The following is a 17454-nucleotide window of genomic DNA, read 5'->3' on the forward strand; positions in this document are numbered from 1 at the left end:
GCTCACGCGCGTCGCGCGTGCCGGCCACTCGTCTGTCGTCCGGGTGCATCGGTGCGCGCGAGCACGGCGGCGATCGCCGTGGTGAGCGGCACCGACAAGGTGAGCGCGATGCCGCCCACGCATGCGCGGACCACCTCGATGGCCACGGCGTCACCGGTGATCACGTCGGTGATCGACCGCCCGGCCACCGAGAACAACAGCAGCAACGGCAACGCGCCGCCCGCATAGGCGAGGACGAGCGTGTAGACGGTGCTCGCGATGTGGTCGCGGCCCACGCGCATCGCCGCCGAGAAGATGTCCCGGCGCGACGAGTCGGGATCGAGCCCGGCGAGTTCGAACGCCGACGACGCCTGCGTGATGGTGACGTCGTTGAGCACACCGAGCGAGCCGATGATGAATCCGGCCAGCAGCAGGCCCGAGATCGACACGTGCCCGATGTACAGCTGCACGTCGGTGTTCTGTTCCTCCGACAGACCGGTCAGGTGCGTCAACCGGATCGCGGCATAGGACAGCACGGCCGCGACGACCATCGAGGCGAGGGTGCCGAGCAACGCCGAACTCGTCCGTAGATTCACGCCGTGCGCCAGATACAGCACCGCGTAGAGGATGAGCGCACCGCCGACGAGCGCGACCGGCACCGCGGGTTTGCCGTCCAGGAGCGCCGGAAGCATGAACACCACCAGCACGCCGAACGCGACACCGAGGCCGATCAGGGCGCGCAGACCGCGCCACCGGGCGATCGCGACGACGACGATCGCGAAGGCCGCGACCACCAACGCGAGCGGTAAGCCGCGGGCGTAGTCGTAGAAGGAGTACTGGGTGGTGCCCGAGGGGTCGGTCTGGCGGACGAGGCGGATCTCGTCATCGGCCTGCAGTTCCGGTTGGCCCGGGCCCGGGATCACCTCGAGGAGCGTGCGGGCGCCGTCGTCGGGCCCGGATTCGATGGCGACGATGCTGCGTTCGCAGGCGAAGGTGTCGACCGCGGGTGGGGACGGTTCGCCGGTGAAGACGCGACCGAAGGACGGGCTTCCGCACGGCCCGGTGTTCTGTTCCACGACCGTCCCGGCCTCGGTGACGACTGCGTCGCCGGCGGTGGTGCGGAAGGGGGCGGGGATGTCCACGGAGCGGCTGCTCGGCCACAGCAGAGCGGTGCCGAAGAGCACCAGCAGGCCGATCCCGGTCAGCAGGCCGACGACGATCTTCGCGGCGATGGGGCCGAGGGGTGTGGGACTTTCGGCCTGCCCGTGTCCGTGTCCGTGGCCGAAGTGCCCGTGTCCGTGACTCACCCGAACAGGCTAGCCAAGGGGGGGGAGAAGGATGGGCTGGTGGTGGCGGGGAGCAGGGGGGGTGTCCCCGCCACCGTCACCTGATCTCGCACAGGGGGGATGGCGATCGATCAGGGAGCCCGGCACCGTGCGTAGTACATAGTGCCGTAAGACAAATTACTGGTTTCGGCCCCGACTTGGGAAGGATTGGCGTGTGTCCATGGTCACGAAACCGGCAAACTGTCCGATCGGGCAGGTCGCACATGCCGTCAAGCAGGGACTTTGGTCCCGAAAACGGCAAGGTCACCATTTGGCAACAATTCCCCGCCCGGCGAGCCGGAGGCCTCCTCCTACTGCTTGTAGGAGGACAGGAAGTTGCCGATCCGCTCGATCGCCACTGCGAGATCGCGGGCCCAGGGCAGCGTCACGATGCGCAGATGGTCGTGGTTCGGCCAGTTGAAGCCCGTGCCCTGCGTGACGAGGATGCGCTCCTGCAGCAGCAGATCCTGCACGAGCTTCTCGTCGTCGTGGATGTCGTAGACCTCCGGATCGAGCCGCGGGAAGGCGTACAGCGCACCGCGCGGCTTCACACAGCTCACACCCGGGATCGCATTGAGCCGCTCCCACGCCACGTCGCGCTGCTCGAGCAGGCGCCCACCGGGCAGTACGAGGTCCTCGATGCTCTGATAACCGCCCAGGGCCACCTGGATGGCGTGCTGGGCCGGCACGTTGGGGCACAACCGGGTCGACGCCAGCAGGTCGACGCCCTCGAGGAAGCCGGCCGCGTGCTCCTTCGGACCGGTGATGACCATCCACCCCGACCGGTAACCGGCGACACGGTAGGCCTTCGACAGCCCGTTGTAGGTCAGGCAGAGCAGATCGGGAGCCAGCGAGGCGAGGGAAGTGTGCTTCGAATCGTCGTACAGGATCTTGTCGTAGATCTCGTCGGCGAGCAGCAACAGCTGATGCTTACGGGCGAGATGCACGATCTGCTCGAGCACCTCGTGCGAGTACACGGCGCCCGTCGGGTTGTTCGGGTTGATCACCACGATCGCCTTGGTGCGTTCGGTGATCTTGGACTCGATGTCCTCGATGTCCGGGTTCCAGCCGTTGGTCTCGTCGCACAGGTAATGCACCGGGGTGCCACCGGCCAGCGAGGTCATCGCCGTCCACAACGGGTAGTCGGGCGCCGGGATGAGCACCTCGTCGCCGTCGTCGAGCAGGGCCTGCATGGTGATGGTGATGAGCTCGGAGACGCCGTTGCCCAGATAGACGTCGTTGATGTCGAACTTGGGAAAACGCGGCACGAGCTCGTAGCGCGTGACGATCGCGCGCCGGGCGGAGGCGATGCCCTTGGACTCCGAGTAACCCTGCGCGTGGGGCAGCGCCGCGATCATGTCCTGCACGATCGTGTCGGGCGCCTCGAACCCGAACGGCGCGGGGTTGCCGATGTTGAGCTTGAGGATGCGATGCCCCTCGGCCTCGAGCCGCGCGGCGTGGGCGTGCACCGGCCCGCGGATCTCGTAGAGCACGTTCTGGAGCTTCGACGACTGCTCGAGCCGACGGCTGATGTGATGGTGAAGTTGGCCTTGCTCCTCGGTAGTCACGGGTTACATCGTGCCACCGCGCCGCAACACGATTTCATCCGCGTTTTGCCGGTTGCGGTAACGAGTTGGGAAACAAGGCGCGACGAATGTCCGGATCAGTGCGATGATCGAGGTCCATCTAGGCTCCACGTCGGGGTGACGTGGGGGAATGCAAGGAGCAAGTGGTATGGCGCAGGGCACCGTCAAGTGGTTCAACGCGGAAAAGGGCTTCGGCTTCATCGAGCAGGATGGTGGGGGAGCAGACGTTTTCGTCCATTACTCCGAGATCCAGGGATCGGGCTTCAAGACCCTGGACGAGGGAGCACGAGTCGAGTTCGAGATCGGCCAGGGCCAGAAGGGCCCGCAGGCTCAGGGTGTGCGCGCCATCTAGGTCGCACCCCTTCGAGAATTCCGCGTACGACGGCGCCGCACTTTCGTGCGGCGCCGTCGTCGTGTGCTGTGCGCCACAAACATCGCAGCTGGACCTACCGGCCGGTAAGTACGGCTTGTATTGTGTAGCCGGGTCGTGGGGTTGCAGTTTGTTTTCTCCGGTGCGGGGGGATTCGTACCGGACAGGTTTTTCTTCTTGGGGGACAGGTGTTTGTGGATTCGGCGACTCCTCGCGGTACGAAGCCCGATCGGTGGACCGACCCCAAGAAACGCCTCTGGTTGTACGGACTCGTCGTCCCCCTGAGCCCGTTCCTCGCCTACCTGCTCGTCGAACACCTGAAGTTCGGCGTCTTCTGGGCCACGGGTGCATTGGTCATCGCCGTCCTGTGCCCGCTGGTGGACGCCTTCGTGAGACCGGACACGAGCAATCCACCCGACAGCATGATGCGGACGCTCGAGAACGACCGGTACTACCGCTACTGCACCTATCTCTACCTCCCGCTGCAATATGCGGGCCTGGCCTTCGGATGCTGGATGTGGGTGTCGCAACCCATGGGCGGCGCCGAACGATTCGCGATGGCCGCCACGCTCGGCATCGTCGGCGGCGTCGGCATCAACGCGGCGCACGAACTCGGGCACAAACGCACCACGATCGAGCGGCGCCTCGCGAAGATCGCCCTCGCCCAGTCGTTCTACGGCCACTTCTACGTCGAACACAATCGGGGGCACCACGCGCGCGTCGCGACTCCCGAGGACCCGGCCACCGCCCGCATGGGGGAGAGCTACTGGCGTTTCCTTCCTCGCTCGGTGTTCGGCAGCCTCCGCTCCGCGATCCGCTACGAGAAGGGCCGGCTCGAACGTCGCGGCACGTCGTTCTGGAATCTGCGGCACAACGACATCCTGAACGCGTGGGCGCTCAGCGTCGTCCTCTTTGCCGTGCTCATCGCAGTGTTCGGCTGGTCGATCGCCCCGTGGCTGGCCGTACAGGCCGTCATGGCGATCATGTTCCTCGAGGGCGCCAACTATCTCGAGCACTACGGGCTGCTGCGCGACAAGCGACCCGACGGTGGCTACGAACGCGTGCAGCCCCAGCACAGCTGGAACAGCAACCATGTGTGTTCCAACCTGTTCCTCTACAACCTGCAGCGGCACAGCGACCACCACGCCAACCCGCTGCGCCGCTACCAGACGCTGCGGTCGATGCCGCAGGCGCCGCAGCTACCCGCCGGTTACGCGGTGATGATCATCCTGGCCCTCTTTCCGCCGCTGTGGCGACGGGTGATGGACCCGCGACTGCTCGAGCACTACGGCCACGATTTCTCGCGGATCAACGTACACCCGTCCACACGCAAGTCCGTGCTCGCGCGTTATGCGCGCGCGCAGCGTGGATCGCAGTAGTCCACAGGCCGCCCGCTCATCCCCAGATCGGCGGCAGCGGGCCACGCGAGCCCGATTGCTCCGCTCGAGTGGGCGACGCTGTGCGGCATGGGGGAGATCATTCGCCGCAGCGAGGCGATCCGACGGGGCGTGACGCCCTCCGAGATTCGACGCTTCGTGCGCATCGGTACATGGACGCGCCTGTCACAAGGGATCTACGTGCCCACCGCCTCCTACGAGAGATCGGACGACCGAACCCGGCATGCCTACCGGGCGCGTGCCGCGTCGGCGAATGCTGTGAAGGAAAGCGCGCTCAGCCACGTCTCGGCAGCGGTCCTGCACGGCCTCCAGACATGGCAGTTGCCGCTCGATGCCGTGCATCTGACACGGAACCGGACCGGCGGGGCGACGACGAGCACCGCACGCGTGCTGCACTCCTCGCGATTCGGTGAAGACGAAGTCGTCGAAATCGGCGGTGTACGGGTACTGAATGTCGCGCGGACGGTCGTCGATCCGGCCGCCACCGTGCCGTTCGAGCACGCTGTGATCGTCGGCGACCACGCGCTACGCAACGGTCTGGTGACCGCCGAGGAGTTGTGTGTTGCCCTCGAACGGATGGGGCGCCATCCGGGACGTGCCCGCGCGACCCGCGCGGTCTGCTTCATGAACGATCGCAGCGACAGTGTCGGCGAGTCGCGCAGCCGCGTGCTGATGGTGCGCGAACAGTTGCCGATACCCCGAACGCAGGTCGACGTGTTCGACGCAACCGGCAAGTGGCTCGCGCGAGTGGACTTCCTCCTGCCCGACCACGGCGTGATCGGGGAGTTCGACGGGCGGGTCGAATACCGACGCGACGGGGTCGCGTCGACGGACGCCGAAGACGTGGTGTTCCGGGAGAAGTTGCGCGAGGACGCGCTTCGTCGTGCCGGCTGGGTCGTCGTCCGATGGACGTGGGCAGATCTGCAGACGCCGGGGGAGGTGGTGAGTCGGATCCGCGAGGCGATCGACCTGGCGGCACGGTCGGCTGAGCCGACAGGAGACTGGGTAGTGCGGAAGCTCGCAAGGTAGCAGAAAAGCTCGCAGCCCCAGTGACTGGTCACTGGGGCTGCGAGCTTTGTTTCAATCCTGCTTACTTGCGGCCAGGTGCCTTGGCGCCGGGCTTGAAGCCGAGCGCGCCCGGCTTCGCCTTCGGTGCCTCGACCTCCGGCTTCGCCGGGGCCTTGGGGGCCTCGGGCTCAGCAGGAGCCTCCGCGACCGCCTCCGGCTCAGCAGGAGCCTCGGCGACCGGCTCGGGTTCCGGCGTCGGCTCCGCCTTCGCCGGTGCGGCCGGAGCCGCAGCCTTCTTCGCGCCCGGACCCTTCAGACCGCTCTTGAGCTGCAGTCCGCCCGGCTTCGCCTGGGGGATCACCGACTCCTTCGGTTGCTCCGCAGGCGCCTCGGCCGTAGACGACTCCACCGCGGGAGCCTCGGCAACAGGTGCCTCCTCGGCAGGTGCCGCCGGAGCCGCGGACGCCGCCGGAGCCGCCTTCTTGGCGCCCGGTCCCTTCAGGCCGCTCTTGAGCTGCAGTCCGCCCGGCTTCGCCTTCGGCACCGCAGGTGCTTCGGCAGCGGGAGCGTCCGACGACTCGGCAGGAGCGGCAGGAGCAGCAGGTGCGGCCGGCTTCGCAGCGCCCGGGGCCTTCGCGCCCGGCGCCTTGAGACCGCCCTTCATCTGCAGCCCACCCGGCTTCGCCTTCGGCGCTGCCGGTGCCTCGGCCTCAGGAGCAGAAGAAGCCTCGGACGACGCGGCCGGTGCGGCCGGAGCCGCAGCCTTCTTCGCGCCCGGCCCCTTCAGGCCGCCCTTCATCTGCAGGCCGCCCGGCTTCGCCTTCGGAGCTGCCGGCGCCTCGGCAGCCTCGGCTGCCTCGGCAGCAGGAGCCTTCGCGCCCCCGGGAGCCTTCGGTCCGCCCGGAGCCTTCAGGCCGCCCTTCATCTGCAGGCCGCCGGCCTTCGGGACACCGGTGGTCTTCGGAGCAGCCGGTGCTGCCGCTGCCGCCTCGACCTCCTCGACGCGCTCCTTCTCGACCTCTTCCGCGGTCTCCTCGACCTCGACCGGAGTCTTCGGCTGCTGGACGACCTTGATGTTGTCGCTGAGCTTCGCTGCCTCGACACGCGAGATGGACTCGAGCATGAGCTGCGCGACGTCGATGACCTCGACGCCCTCGCCCTTGCCCTCTTCCTGACGCGCCGTCACACCGTCGGTGAGCATGACGCGGCAGAACGGGCAGCCCGTCGCGATCTTGGCGGGATCGGTGGTGAGCGCTTCGTCGACACGGTCGATGTTGATGCGCTTACCGATCTTCTCCTCCATCCACATGCGGGCACCACCGGCACCACAGCACATGGACCGCTCGCCGTGACGCGGCATCTCGACGAGCTTCGCGCCCGACGCCGCCATCAGCTCACGCGGAGCGTTGTAGACCTTGTTGTGCCGTCCGAGGAAGCACGGGTCGTGATAGGTGACGTCCTGGCCGACGGCCTTGACCTGGACCAGCTTCTTCGCCCGCACCAGACGGTTGAGCAGCTGCGTGTGGTGGACGACCTCGTAGCTGCCACCCACCTGCGGGTACTCGTTGTTCAGCGCGTTGAAGCAGTGCGCACAGGTCACGACGATCTTGCGCTTGCTCTGCTCGACGCCCTCGAACACACCGTTGAGGACCTCGATGTTCTGCTGTGCCAGCTGCTGGAACAGGAACTCGTTGCCCGCGCGGCGAGCGGAGTCGCCGGTGCAAGTCTCGTCGGCGCCGAGAACCATGAACTTCACGCCGGCGGTCGCGAGGAGCTCGGCGACGGCCTTCGTGGTCTTCTTGGCGCGGTCCTCGTAGGCACCGGCACAGCCGACCCAGAAGAGGTACTCGTAGCCGTCGAAGCTGTCGGCATCCTGGCCGAAGACCGGGATGTCGAACTCCATCTCGTTGATCCAGTTGAGACGGTCCTTGGCGTTCTGGCCCCAGGGGTTGCCCTTGTTCTCGAGGTTCTTGAACAGACCTGCGAGCTCGGACGGGAAGTCCGACTCGATGAGCACCTGGTAGCGACGCATGTCGATGATGTGGTCGACGTGCTCGATGTCCACCGGGCACTGCTCGACGCACGCACCACAGTTGGTGCACGACCACAGGGTCTCGGTGTCGATGACGGGAGCGAGTTCGCCGCCCTCGACCAGTGCCTCGGTCTCGCCGACCAGCTTGCGGCCCGCTTCCTCCCGTGCCGATGCCGGGATCTTCGCGAGCTTGGCTTCGTTCGGATTGCCGTCGGCGTCGACCAGGCCGACCTCGTCGCCCCCGATGTCGGTGCGACCACCGGCGAGCAGGTACGGCGCCTTGGCGTAACCGTGGTCGCGCAGCGACGTGATGAGCAGCTTCGGCGACAGCGGCTTGCCGGTGTTCCAGGCAGGGCACTGCGACTGGCAACGACCGCACTCGGTGCAGGTCGTGAAGTCGAGCCAGCCCTTCCACGTGAAGTCCTCGATGCGACCGGCACCGAAGGTGTCCTTGTCCGGATCGGCGTCTTCCATGTCGACGGGCTTGCCGCCGGACATCATCTGGCGTGCGGCGCCGAGGGCGGGACCGCCGTCGTCCTCACGCTTGAAGTAGATGTTGAAGAAGGCCGAGAAGCGGTGCCACGCGACACCCCAGGTGATGTTGCGGCCGACGATGTAGAGCCACACCATGCCCGACATGAGCTTGATGAATGCGAACACCGACACGAGTTCGGGGCTCTCCGGAAGGATCCGGGCGACCTGCATCGTGAAGAAGTCGGTGTAGGCGTTGTGATGGTGGTAGGTGGCGATCTTGCCGGCCTTCACCAGGATCATGCCCAGACCCTCGAGCAGCACGACCGCTTCGACGAAGTAGGCGGCCTTGAAGTTCGAGCCGCTGAAGCGCGACATCCGGCCGGGCTGACGCGGATGGTTGCGCTGGCGGATGTAGATCAGCGTCAGGATGCCGATCACGGTGCCGAGGCCGAGAATCTCGTCGATGAAGTGGTAGACGACAGTGTCGCCGATGAGGGGCCAATGGAAGTTCGGGTCGAAGGTCTGGCCGTAGGCCTCGAACCAGACGATCGCGCCGAGCATGAAGCCGACCATCACCAGCCAGTGCGCCCAGCCGACGGTACGGAATTTGACCATCTTCGTGTGCGCGAGGAATTCGACGACCATCTGCTTGAAGCGCGGGAAGAACGGCCGCCAGCGGTCCGGGGCCGGCTGGCCGACCCGGATCGTGTTGACCATCTTCAGCGCGCCGCTGATGAACGCGAACCAACACACGAGGCTCAGCAGCACGCCGATCGTGCCCAACGTAATCGTCAGGGCATTCATACGTGGCCTTTCGTGTCGGGGGCGGCGTCGTGCCGCCTGGTACAAGTCTCCGCATCGTAACGCACGATAAGTTACCCACTAGTAACTTGGGCTGAGCTGAGTTACCGACGAGTAATAAAATCCGAGATCGGATCGGAGAGGGTGTGCCCGGACACGTTAACGGTCAAACGTGACAGCTCCCCTCATCAGGATGTCCTAAGTCGACCGGGGAAGATCGCGAAAAAGTCTCGCTTCAGAGTGTCGTGCCACAATCAGGTCACTTTCGGGCGGATAGGGTATAACGCGCGAACTGTGATGTCGGATATGATCTGCCGCGTATGTGGAGTTCTGCTGCGGAGATCAGTGTCGGGGGCCGTAGAACTCCATGTCGGTCACATAAATGGGGGGCGTCCCGCCGGGCGTGCGCCATGTCACAGAACGGAAACAGATGAAGCTCAAGAAGCTTGCCGCTGTGGCGACGATGACGATCGCCGCCATGGGCATCACCGCCGGAACTTCGTACGCCGCTCCGGCCGCAGCCGACGAAGACGCCATCAACTACGAGGTCCGGCCCGAGGGCGAGTCCGTCGTGACCGTCATCGACGCAGGTTCCTTCCAGGTCTCCGGAGACGGAAAGAGCGTCGAACTGCAGGACGACGAGGGCGACACCGTCCTCAGCCTGCCGCTCGCGATCCAGCTCGGCGATCTGCAGCTGCCCTTCGAGCGTGAGGTGAGCGAGGACGGCAAGACCCTGACGCTGACCCCGGTCACCGACTTCTCCAAGGCTGTCCCGGTTGCTCCCGAGGACAAGGTCGGACCGGCTCTCACTCCTGTCGCGCTGAAGCTCAGCGATGTCGCATCGCCCGAGGAGAACCTGAAGGCGCAGCAGAACTTCGCTTCCCAGCTGGGTCTGGCAAGTGCCATCGGCGGCGCGACCGGCGGGATCATCGGTTGCATCGTCGGCATCGTGACCGGAGCCCCCACCGGCTTCCTCGCTTCGATTCCGCTGTGTGCAGCCGGCGTGCCGATCGGCGCCGCGATCGGCACCATCGTTGCCGGAGGCCCCACGCTGGTCGTCGCCGGTATCGGCTTCCTTCAGGCACTGGCAGCTCCTCCGGGAACGACGGAGTGGGCCGAGACCAAGTAGTTCTTCGAACCACCGCGACCCCGCCACCTTCATCAGGTGGCGGGGTCGCGTTCGTTCGGAGCCGACTCGTGTGGAGCGCTAGCTCGTAAGGAGCATATGAAGCAGACCCCACCACACTTGCGGATCTGCGCCCAGCATGGCCACGCTTCCGGTGACGAGTGATCCCAGCATCGTTCTTCTCCCTTATGTCCCCTCGAACCGAATCCTCGCGAGCTTAACGTGATCCGATCTTCATCCGGCGGTGGGCACCGGGACCCTACGAGACGAGGCCCGGCCTCTGCGGTGCGGAAGTCGGGCCTCGTCGTCGTGTGGATTCGTCCTACCAGGTGCGGACCTTCAGGCCCGGGTTTTCGGCCAGGACCGTCTTGATCGGCGTGGCGAACAGTTCGGGCGTCTCACCGAGCAGGCCGCTGACGAACCCGGCGATCTCGCACATGCCGTACTGACCGACGTTCGAGGCGCTGGAGATGCCGAGGGCGAGCGTGCCGGTGACGAGGGTGCCGCCGCTGTCGCCCTGCAGGGCGCACAGGTTGGTGGAGAAGCCGTTCTCGAGCACGCGGTGGCCGATCTCGACGTTCTGATTGGCGGCCGTCACGACGCCGCAGCTGTAGCCGGTGCGCAGGCCCGACTTGCAGACCGGGGTGCCGACGACGGGATCCGCGACGCCCGTGATGGTCAGCGGAGCGGCGAACGGAACGCGCACACCGTTGTTCTCGAAGCGGGCTGCGGCCTCGGCGGAGGGACGGATCAGCGCGTAGTCGCTGCGGTCGAGCACGGTCTTCTCGAACGAGCCGAGGTGCTGACCGAGGTTGTCGCCGACGAGTTGGTGGACCTGGGACGCCCATCGCGTACCGGCCTGGGCGCGGTTGGGGTCGCAGTGACCGGCGGTGATGTTCACAGGACGTCCGCTGCCGTCCTCGGCGTTGAAGCCGAGCGAGCAACGGAGCCCTTCGCCGGCACCGAGCGCGGCATAGGCGTCGCCGCCGAAGAGCGCGTCGGGCGCGCCGAGACCACCGGCGATGGGCTGCAGGTCGGTTGCGCCCTCCGGGGTCAGTTCGGCGGGAGCGAACAGCACGCGCACGCCGTCGAGGAAGTCGGGGAGCTCGACGCCGGAGACGTTGTCGGTGCGCACGACGACGTCGTTGTTGACCACGTCGACGGCGATGCCGCGGATGACATCGGCGACGGCGGGCGGCTGGGTCTCGAGCCAGTCGCCCAGTGCGCCGAGCTGCTCTTCGAGGGCGTCCTCGCTGCGCTGCGTCTCGGCCACGGTGAATCCGGCGTCCTCGGCGGCCGTGCGGGCCTCGTCGAAGCCGTCACCTTCGGTGAGGCCGACGGTGGGGGTGCCTCGGTCGTCCAGCCACACACCGGCGAAGACGGCGTCGAACTGCTCCCGTGCCTTCTCGGCGAACGCCGCGAGCTCCTGGCTGCGCTGCGCATCGGCGAGGAAGCGCTCGGCATCGATCTTCAGGTCGCGCTGCAACGCCTCGACGAGCTCGGCCGGCAGAGACGATGTCTGCGCGGGTTCGGTCTCGGGTTCGGCTTGCGCGATGGCAACGGCAGGACCGAGGAACAGCAGTGCGGTCGAGCCGATGACAGCCGTCCGACGTGCGAAGGTGCGTCGCATGGATACCTTTCTCGTTCCTTCGCGGCCTGCGCGCGCGAAGGCGCCGTCCCCCGCGGATCGGCGTCCGTCCGATCCTAAGGGGTGATCGAGGAAGTACATAGGTACTTCTCGGTTACGTATGAGACTCGTGTGACTGTTGTGACGAACGGCCCGGATGTTCCGGGTGTTATGCCGGGTTCGACGCAGTACGGACCCGCGAGCCGGTGGCGTTCTCGATGTCCTGGATCGGAATACCGAGGCTGGAGGTGCCGCCGTTGGGCGCGAGCACCAGGTTGGCCTCGACGCAGTTCGGGGCGCCCGCGCTGTTCGATCCACTGATCACACCGAGCGCGAGGGTGCCGGTGACGATCGCGCCGCCGCTGTCACCCGCGAGGGTGCACGCCGAGGTCGCGAAGCCGCGGATGGTGCTCGAGAAGCCCGAGTCGTAGGTCAGCTGGGTTTCGATGCGATCGGCGACGACGAGACCGCACGTGAACGACGACGACTGTCCCGACTTGCAGACGGGCGCGCCGACGACCGGAACGGCCGTGCCGGTGACCGTGAGGGTGGAGCCGTTGCCGCCGCGGACCGCCGGGCGGTCGAGGCCGGCTTCGACACCTGCCTTGTCGAGGGTGACGATGCCGTAGTCGAGGGTGCTGTCGGTGCCCACCGTGGAGTCGGTGAACTTGCCGATGCGGACGCTGTCGTCGATGTTCGCGCGGTTGGGGAGGTAGACGGTCGAACCGCCGTCGGCGCGGGCCACCGCGTCGCAGTGTCCGGCGGTGAGGTTGACGGCGTCGCCGTCGGCGTCGACACCGTTGAAACCGAACGAGCAGATGCCGATCCGTTCGATGGGCGTATTGCGGACGTCGCCGTCGGCGGTGATGTAGGTGTCGCCACCCATCGGGGCCGGATCGTTCGGCGGCATGCCCGGCGACAACTGGACCTGCACGTTCGCCACGAGGGACGGAAGGTTCAGCGCGCGCCCGATCGGCGAGTTCACGATGTCGAGGACGATCTGGTTGTTGAGCACATCGATCGACGCGGAGTTGATCTGCGACGACACCTCACGCGGGAGTCCCGCCACCCAGCGGTTCAGCTCGGCGAGGGCCTGCTCGAGTCCGTCGGCCGAGACCGGCGCGACCGTCGCCCGGTAGCCGTCCTGGGCTGCCTTCTCTGCGGCCTCGGGGTTCGTGACGGCGATGACGGGCTTGCCGTCCTCGCCGAGCCAGGCGCCTGCGAACTCGGAGGGACGCTCGGAGCGGAAGTCGCGGGCGTAGTCACCGAGTTCCTGCGCCCGCGCGGCGCGATCGAGGTATTCCTCGGGCGTCAGACCCAGGTCGCGCTGGATCGCTTCGACGAGCTCGGCGGGAAGCTCGGGAGCAGGCAACTGTTCGGCGGGCGCCGCGCTCGCTGTGGAGCTCAGGGGCACTGCCAGCAGAACCGCGGATGCCGCTGCGACTGCGACGCGGCGGGTGGTGGAACGGACTGCGGCGCGCGACGCCGACGAGAGACGCATGGAAGCCTTTCGTGTGTTCGATGTGCTCGTGAACAGGTACTTCGAGGAGTCGGCGAGCCGACCCGCGGGACAGCCTACGGGACGGCCCGGCGACCGCCGATAGTGCTGTAGGTCACCACTGGGACTGTGCCCGCTGCTTAGTTACGCATCACGGGTTCTGGCCTTCGGGATTGGTGCCGTCCCCATTTCCGCTGCCGTCTCCGGGAGTGGTGCCACCGTCCCCGGGTCCAGGATCCGGGACGGAAGTGGTCGTGGTTGTAGTCGTGGTCGTCGGTGTACTTCCGCCACTGCTGTCTCCGCCACCACTGTCGCTGCTGCCGCCACCGGACGACTCGTCGGGCTGGCTCCGCCGCGACCAGCCGGTGCTCGTCGTGGTCGAGGACGTGCCCGAGGTGCTCGACCGCGACGAGGAAGAAGAGGACTGCTCGCTCGTGCCGGTGGTGGGATCGACCCAGGTCTGCTGTACGACCGGCGGGGCGGCCGGGCTCATCTCCTCGGCGGTGGCCGACTCGCTCGGCTCCGTAGTGGTGGTCTCCTCGGTGCTGCGGGGAGCCGGAGGAGGACTCGACTTCGAGGGGGTGGTGGTCGCGGGTGCTGTCGGTGTCTCGGCGACCTGCGTGCCCGCGGTGGCCGTGGGGGAGTCCCGCAGGCCGAACACCAGCGCGCCGACACCGACGAGCAGCGCGATCGCCGCGGCCGCCGCGATCGCGGTGACCTTCGACGAGCGTCCGGAGGGTTTGTCGTCGGTGGAATCGCCGGCAGCCGAGACGGCAGCGACGGTCGCCTTCGACGTGTTCGCGGCGGGTGCTGCGCCGGCAGCGGCGGGCGTCGCACCCGGAGGGGGAGTCGTCGTGATCTTCGCGATCACCGCGGTGATCTCGGGATCGAGTTCGCTGCGGCGGGGTTCGGCGAGTTTGGCGGTGGGCAGGATCTGCGTCGAACCGAGAAGATCCACCGAGCCGGCAGCGGCCGCGAGCGCGGCGCCGCGCACCATCGTCTGGTGCGGCTCGGGAGCGAGAGCGCACCGCACGCCGAGACCGGTCTTCACCGACTGCGCCACGAGCTGCGCGGCGCTCGGGTCGACGGCTTCGTCGACCGTGACCACGATGGCGTCGAGGTTGCTCACGAGCCAGCCGAACGCACCGAGCGCGGACGAGAGCTGCGCCGCGACCGACGGGGCGTTGCCCTCGGCGAAGCGGAACGCCTTGCCTGCCGCGACTCCCGAGCGCACGAGCGTGACGGTCGAGCCCTGCGGGTCGATGTGGTAGACCGCGACGAGTCGTCCGGTCTGGTGCGCGACCTGCGATTCGAACCAGGCCGCGGCGGCCTCGGCGTCGGAGACGAGCGAGACGTGGCGCAATCCGACGTAGTCGAGGGCGTTGCGCAGCACCGCGACCGTCGAATTCGGCCAGTCGGTGGGGTGCGTCGCCACCGCGGTGTACGGGGTGTCGCCGATGACAGTGGCCGCGTCGGCGAGGAGGCATTCCATGGCCGTGGCGACCAGGTCTTCGGCGCGGGAGAGCGAACCGTCGTTGGCGCGGACCCCGCCCGAGTGGCCGAGGCGGTCGACGAAACCGGTGAAGGAGCTGGTGAGCCCGTCGACGACGTCGTGGTCGCCCAGCGTCGCGGTGCCGTCGGAATGCAGGTGGACGGCGGTGAACCGCTCGATCGGTGCGGGGTCCGGCCGTCCCGGCGTCGGTGAGGTGACCGCAACCGACGACACGGTGGTCCCCACCCTCAGGCCTACGCCTACGGACATGCCGGCTTGCCTCCATTCCGGTCGGAGTGTGTGCGACGGGATACATCTGCGCCGTGCCCCATGGCGCGGAGCAGCGACAGGAGCTCCGAGCGGGAACCGGCACCGAGTCGGCGCCGGATACGGGCGACATGATGTTCCACGGTCTTCGCGGAAATGTACAGGTGGTTTCCGACTTCCCGATAGGTGAGGCCCGAAACCACCAGGTCGGCCACCTGCGCTTCGCGTTCGGACAGTGCACCCGGCTTCTCGCGGGCGCGGAGGGGTGCGTCGTCCGGCTCGTTCGGGGGAGTGTCGGGGGCGGCGTCGATCGGTGCTCGACCACCCGGGCCGTCCTGCCTGATCGTCCGCGCGACCTGCAGTAATCCGGTGGCCACGGTGGTGTCGGCGGCGCGCAGCGCGGCTTCGCCCGCGAGCTTCGCGCCGTCCCACGGAAGACCCACGGAGGCGAGGGTCTCCGCCGCCTCCCGGATGCGTGTCGCGTCGACCTCGCCGCGCAGCACCCCGAGCCATGCATGACCGGCCCGCGCGAGCACCGCGGCGTACGCGGTGGTCTCCGCTGCCAACGCCAGGGCGCGTGCGTGGGGGACGAGGTCGGACGGCCGGTTCGCGGCGATCGCGGCCTGCACTCCGTACCAGTGCAGTGCCGCGCCCCACAGCGGTGGCTCGCCGAGGGTGGTCAGCAGCGCGCGGGCGCCGGCGACGAGATGGGCGACACGCGCGGATTCCCCGAGCCGGACGGCGCCCAGCCACAGCTCACCCAGCGGGAGCAGGCCGAACAGGTCGACGGAGTACTCGGCCACCACCGACTGCGCGGCCTGCCACCGCATCGTCAACGCCCCGAGGTCTGCGTTGCGTCGCGCCAGCCCGACCTGCAGAGCATGGAAGAACAGGAGGTCGCGCTGCCCGGTCACCTCGGAGGCGACGGCCTCGGCGATCGCGGCTGCGGCGGCGAGATCACCGCCGAGCATCTCGGTCCACGCCACCAGTACCCGATTGCGCACGGTGGGCATCTCCGGCCGGTCCAGGATGGCGCGCGCGTGCCCGAGTTCGCCCGAGTGCAGGCAGAGCAGTGCGGCGACGGCGTCGACCGTGTCGGGCCAGGCACGCAGCGAACCGTCGGATCCCAGGCTCGTCAGTGCGCGGGCGAGGCGGTTCATCGCGATACGGCCGTCGCCGCCGACGGATTCGCGCAGGCCTTCCTCGAGCAGCCGTGCGGCGGAGGCCGACGAGGTCGGGGCACCCGAGGCGGCGGCACCGCGCAGATGTTCTGCGGCCGACGGCCGTCCGGCGGCGAGCAGCACGGTGGCAGCGAGAGGGGCGTCCGTGCCGACCCGTTCGGGTCCGAGCCATTCGAACAGGTCCGCGCTGCGGTCGAGCATGCCGCGATGCGCGGCGATACTCGCGGAGATCCGGGTGGCGGCGCGCACCTCGTCGACGTCGGTCGTGTCGGCGCGGTCGAGCAGCCGATCGGTGATCTGTTCGGCCTTCTCGAGATCCCCTGCCGCAAAAGCGACTTCGGCGCGCCGCACTGCGAGGGCATCGGGATCGGCTCCCGCCGGTACCGCGGCGTCGAGAAGATCGGCGGCCTCGCGCGGCGTTGCGTCGACCGCGAACTCCACGAGCCGTCGGGCGAGATGCGGATCGGCGAGGCCGATCGTGGCGAGCCCCCGGGCGAGGTGCGGCGTGAGTGTTCCGGCGTCGATGCGTGTCGCGAGGAGGCGGCGGGCGACGGCGAACAGGTTGTGTCTCCCGAGGACCGCGGCGGGCACGCCGCTCGCTCCCGCACCGAGACTCGCTGCATCGGCCCCGAGCAGACCGCTCGCGCGGGCCGCGTCGACGAGATCGAGGGCCCGCTCGGCGGGTACCTCGAGTACGGCGGCGAGTTCGCCGGGATCGAGCGCCGTGCCGAGATCGACGAGAGCCAGAACTGCGGTGAGATCGAGGTCGGCGAGGAGCTGCCGGCGGATCGCCTCTCCGACGGCGTGCCGGACGTCGCCGTCCGTCCGCAGGGCCTCGAGAGCGGTGTCGACGAGGTTCGGTACTCCACCCGTCAGGCGGTGCAGTGCGCGCACCTGGGGCGGTGCGAGCCGGAGTTCGAACGACGCCGCACGACCGGCGGTTTCGCGAGCTGTCCACCGGCCCAGTTCCACCACCGTGCCGCTCCCCGCGAATGCTGCTGTCAGCGAACGCATCTCGGCGCGATGTGGACGCGGTTCGGTGGACACGACGATCCCCGTCGGCGCATCGCGAACGTGGTCGGCCAGATCCTGCAGTTCTGCGGCGGTCATGCGGTGCGCGTCGTCGACGATGCGCACGTCACCGAGATCGTCCCGGAGCGAAGCGAGTACGGCGGACTTCCCGGTTCCGGTGCCGCCGACGAACAGCAGCCGCGGGGGAGCGGAGGTGGCCAGGGCGCGCGTGACCTCCCGGGGCACCGGTCGTCGCGGAGGAGCGGGGACGGACGTCATC

General features: G+C 68.0%; 11 protein-coding genes. 4 read left to right on the forward strand and 7 right to left on the reverse strand.

The features are described from left to right. Positions 1-2: 2 nt before the first annotated feature. Positions 3-1286, reverse strand: a complete 1284-nt coding sequence (locus PV766_RS05495; protein WP_421096592.1) for a YibE/F family protein — start codon at positions 1284-1286, stop codon at positions 3-5. Between the two features lie 329 nt (positions 1287-1615). After that, on the reverse strand, positions 1616-2872 hold the full coding sequence (locus PV766_RS05500) for a pyridoxal phosphate-dependent aminotransferase (RefSeq protein ID WP_016932457.1): 1257 nt from the start codon (positions 2870-2872) through the stop codon (positions 1616-1618). A gap of 166 nt (positions 2873-3038) precedes the next feature. Between PV766_RS05500 and PV766_RS05505 the strand changes: the two genes are divergently transcribed. The 3 genes from PV766_RS05505 (at position 3039) to PV766_RS05515 (ending at position 5686) form a co-directional block, all read left to right on the forward strand. Then, the gene (locus tag PV766_RS05505) at positions 3039-3242 is read left to right on the forward strand and encodes a cold-shock protein (RefSeq protein ID WP_006553044.1); all 204 of its coding nucleotides are present in this window, start codon (positions 3039-3041) and stop codon (positions 3240-3242) included. Positions 3243-3454: 212 nt separating this feature from the next. Next, positions 3455-4639 (forward strand): alkane 1-monooxygenase, encoded by a 1185-nt coding sequence (locus PV766_RS05510; protein ID WP_064064732.1) that lies wholly within the window; start codon positions 3455-3457, stop codon positions 4637-4639. Between the two features lie 87 nt (positions 4640-4726). Further along, on the forward strand, positions 4727-5686 hold the full coding sequence (locus PV766_RS05515) for a type IV toxin-antitoxin system AbiEi family antitoxin domain-containing protein (protein ID WP_421096593.1): 960 nt from the start codon (positions 4727-4729) through the stop codon (positions 5684-5686). 61 nt (positions 5687-5747) lie between these two features. Here the strand turns inward: PV766_RS05515 and PV766_RS05520 are convergent, their stop codons facing one another. Beyond that, on the reverse strand, positions 5748-8975 hold the full coding sequence (locus tag PV766_RS05520) for a (Fe-S)-binding protein (RefSeq protein ID WP_421096594.1): 3228 nt from the start codon (positions 8973-8975) through the stop codon (positions 5748-5750). A gap of 427 nt (positions 8976-9402) precedes the next feature. On the opposite strand from PV766_RS05520, the gene PV766_RS05525 reads away from it, so the two are divergent. After that, complete coding sequence (locus PV766_RS05525; RefSeq protein WP_064064729.1) at positions 9403-10101, forward strand: hypothetical protein; 699 nt, start codon at positions 9403-9405, stop codon at positions 10099-10101. A gap of 319 nt (positions 10102-10420) precedes the next feature. Here PV766_RS05525 and PV766_RS05530 read toward each other — a convergent pair whose 3' ends face one another. The 4 genes from PV766_RS05530 to PV766_RS05545 form a co-directional block, all read right to left on the reverse strand. Further along, a complete protein-coding gene (locus PV766_RS05530) occupies positions 10421-11728 on the reverse strand; it encodes a S1 family peptidase (RefSeq protein WP_421096595.1) in 1308 nt (435 codons plus the stop codon). Between the two features lie 166 nt (positions 11729-11894). After that, complete coding sequence (locus PV766_RS05535; RefSeq protein WP_064064727.1) at positions 11895-13226, reverse strand: S1 family peptidase; 1332 nt, start codon at positions 13224-13226, stop codon at positions 11895-11897. A 148-nt stretch (positions 13227-13374) separates the two neighbouring features. Further along, entirely contained in the window at positions 13375-14985 is a 1611-nt protein-coding gene (locus PV766_RS05540; protein WP_245207901.1) for a hypothetical protein, read from the reverse strand. Further along, the gene (locus tag PV766_RS05545; protein WP_421096596.1) at positions 14976-17453 is read right to left on the reverse strand and encodes a LuxR C-terminal-related transcriptional regulator; all 2478 of its coding nucleotides are present in this window, start codon (positions 17451-17453) and stop codon (positions 14976-14978) included. The genes PV766_RS05540 and PV766_RS05545 overlap by 10 nt, the downstream gene beginning before the upstream one ends. Position 17454 lies beyond the last annotated feature (1 nt).

The sequence above is a fragment of the Rhodococcus sp. As11 genome, from assembly GCF_048957735.1.
Taxonomy (GTDB): domain Bacteria; phylum Actinomycetota; class Actinomycetes; order Mycobacteriales; family Mycobacteriaceae; genus Rhodococcus; species Rhodococcus gordoniae.

Bases quoted from the DNA above. Each gene is read 5' to 3' on its own strand.
- PV766_RS05505 (WP_006553044.1), top strand. From the start codon at position 3,039: ATGGCGCAGGGCACCGTCAAGTGGTTCAACGCGGAAAAGGGCTTCGGC.
- PV766_RS05515 (WP_421096593.1), top strand. From the start codon at position 4,727: ATGGGGGAGATCATTCGCCGCAGCGAGGCGATCCGACGGGGCGTGACG.
- PV766_RS05520 (WP_421096594.1), bottom strand. From the start codon at position 8,975: ATGAATGCCCTGACGATTACGTTGGGCACGATCGGCGTGCTGCTGAGC.
- PV766_RS05525 (WP_064064729.1), top strand. From the start codon at position 9,403: ATGAAGCTCAAGAAGCTTGCCGCTGTGGCGACGATGACGATCGCCGCC.
- PV766_RS05530 (WP_421096595.1), bottom strand. From the start codon at position 11,728: ATGCGACGCACCTTCGCACGTCGGACGGCTGTCATCGGCTCGACCGCA.
- PV766_RS05535 (WP_064064727.1), bottom strand. From the start codon at position 13,226: ATGCGTCTCTCGTCGGCGTCGCGCGCCGCAGTCCGTTCCACCACCCGC.
- PV766_RS05540 (WP_245207901.1), bottom strand. From the start codon at position 14,985: ATGTCCGTAGGCGTAGGCCTGAGGGTGGGGACCACCGTGTCGTCGGTT.
- PV766_RS05545 (WP_421096596.1), bottom strand. From the start codon at position 17,453: ATGACGTCCGTCCCCGCTCCTCCGCGACGACCGGTGCCCCGGGAGGTC.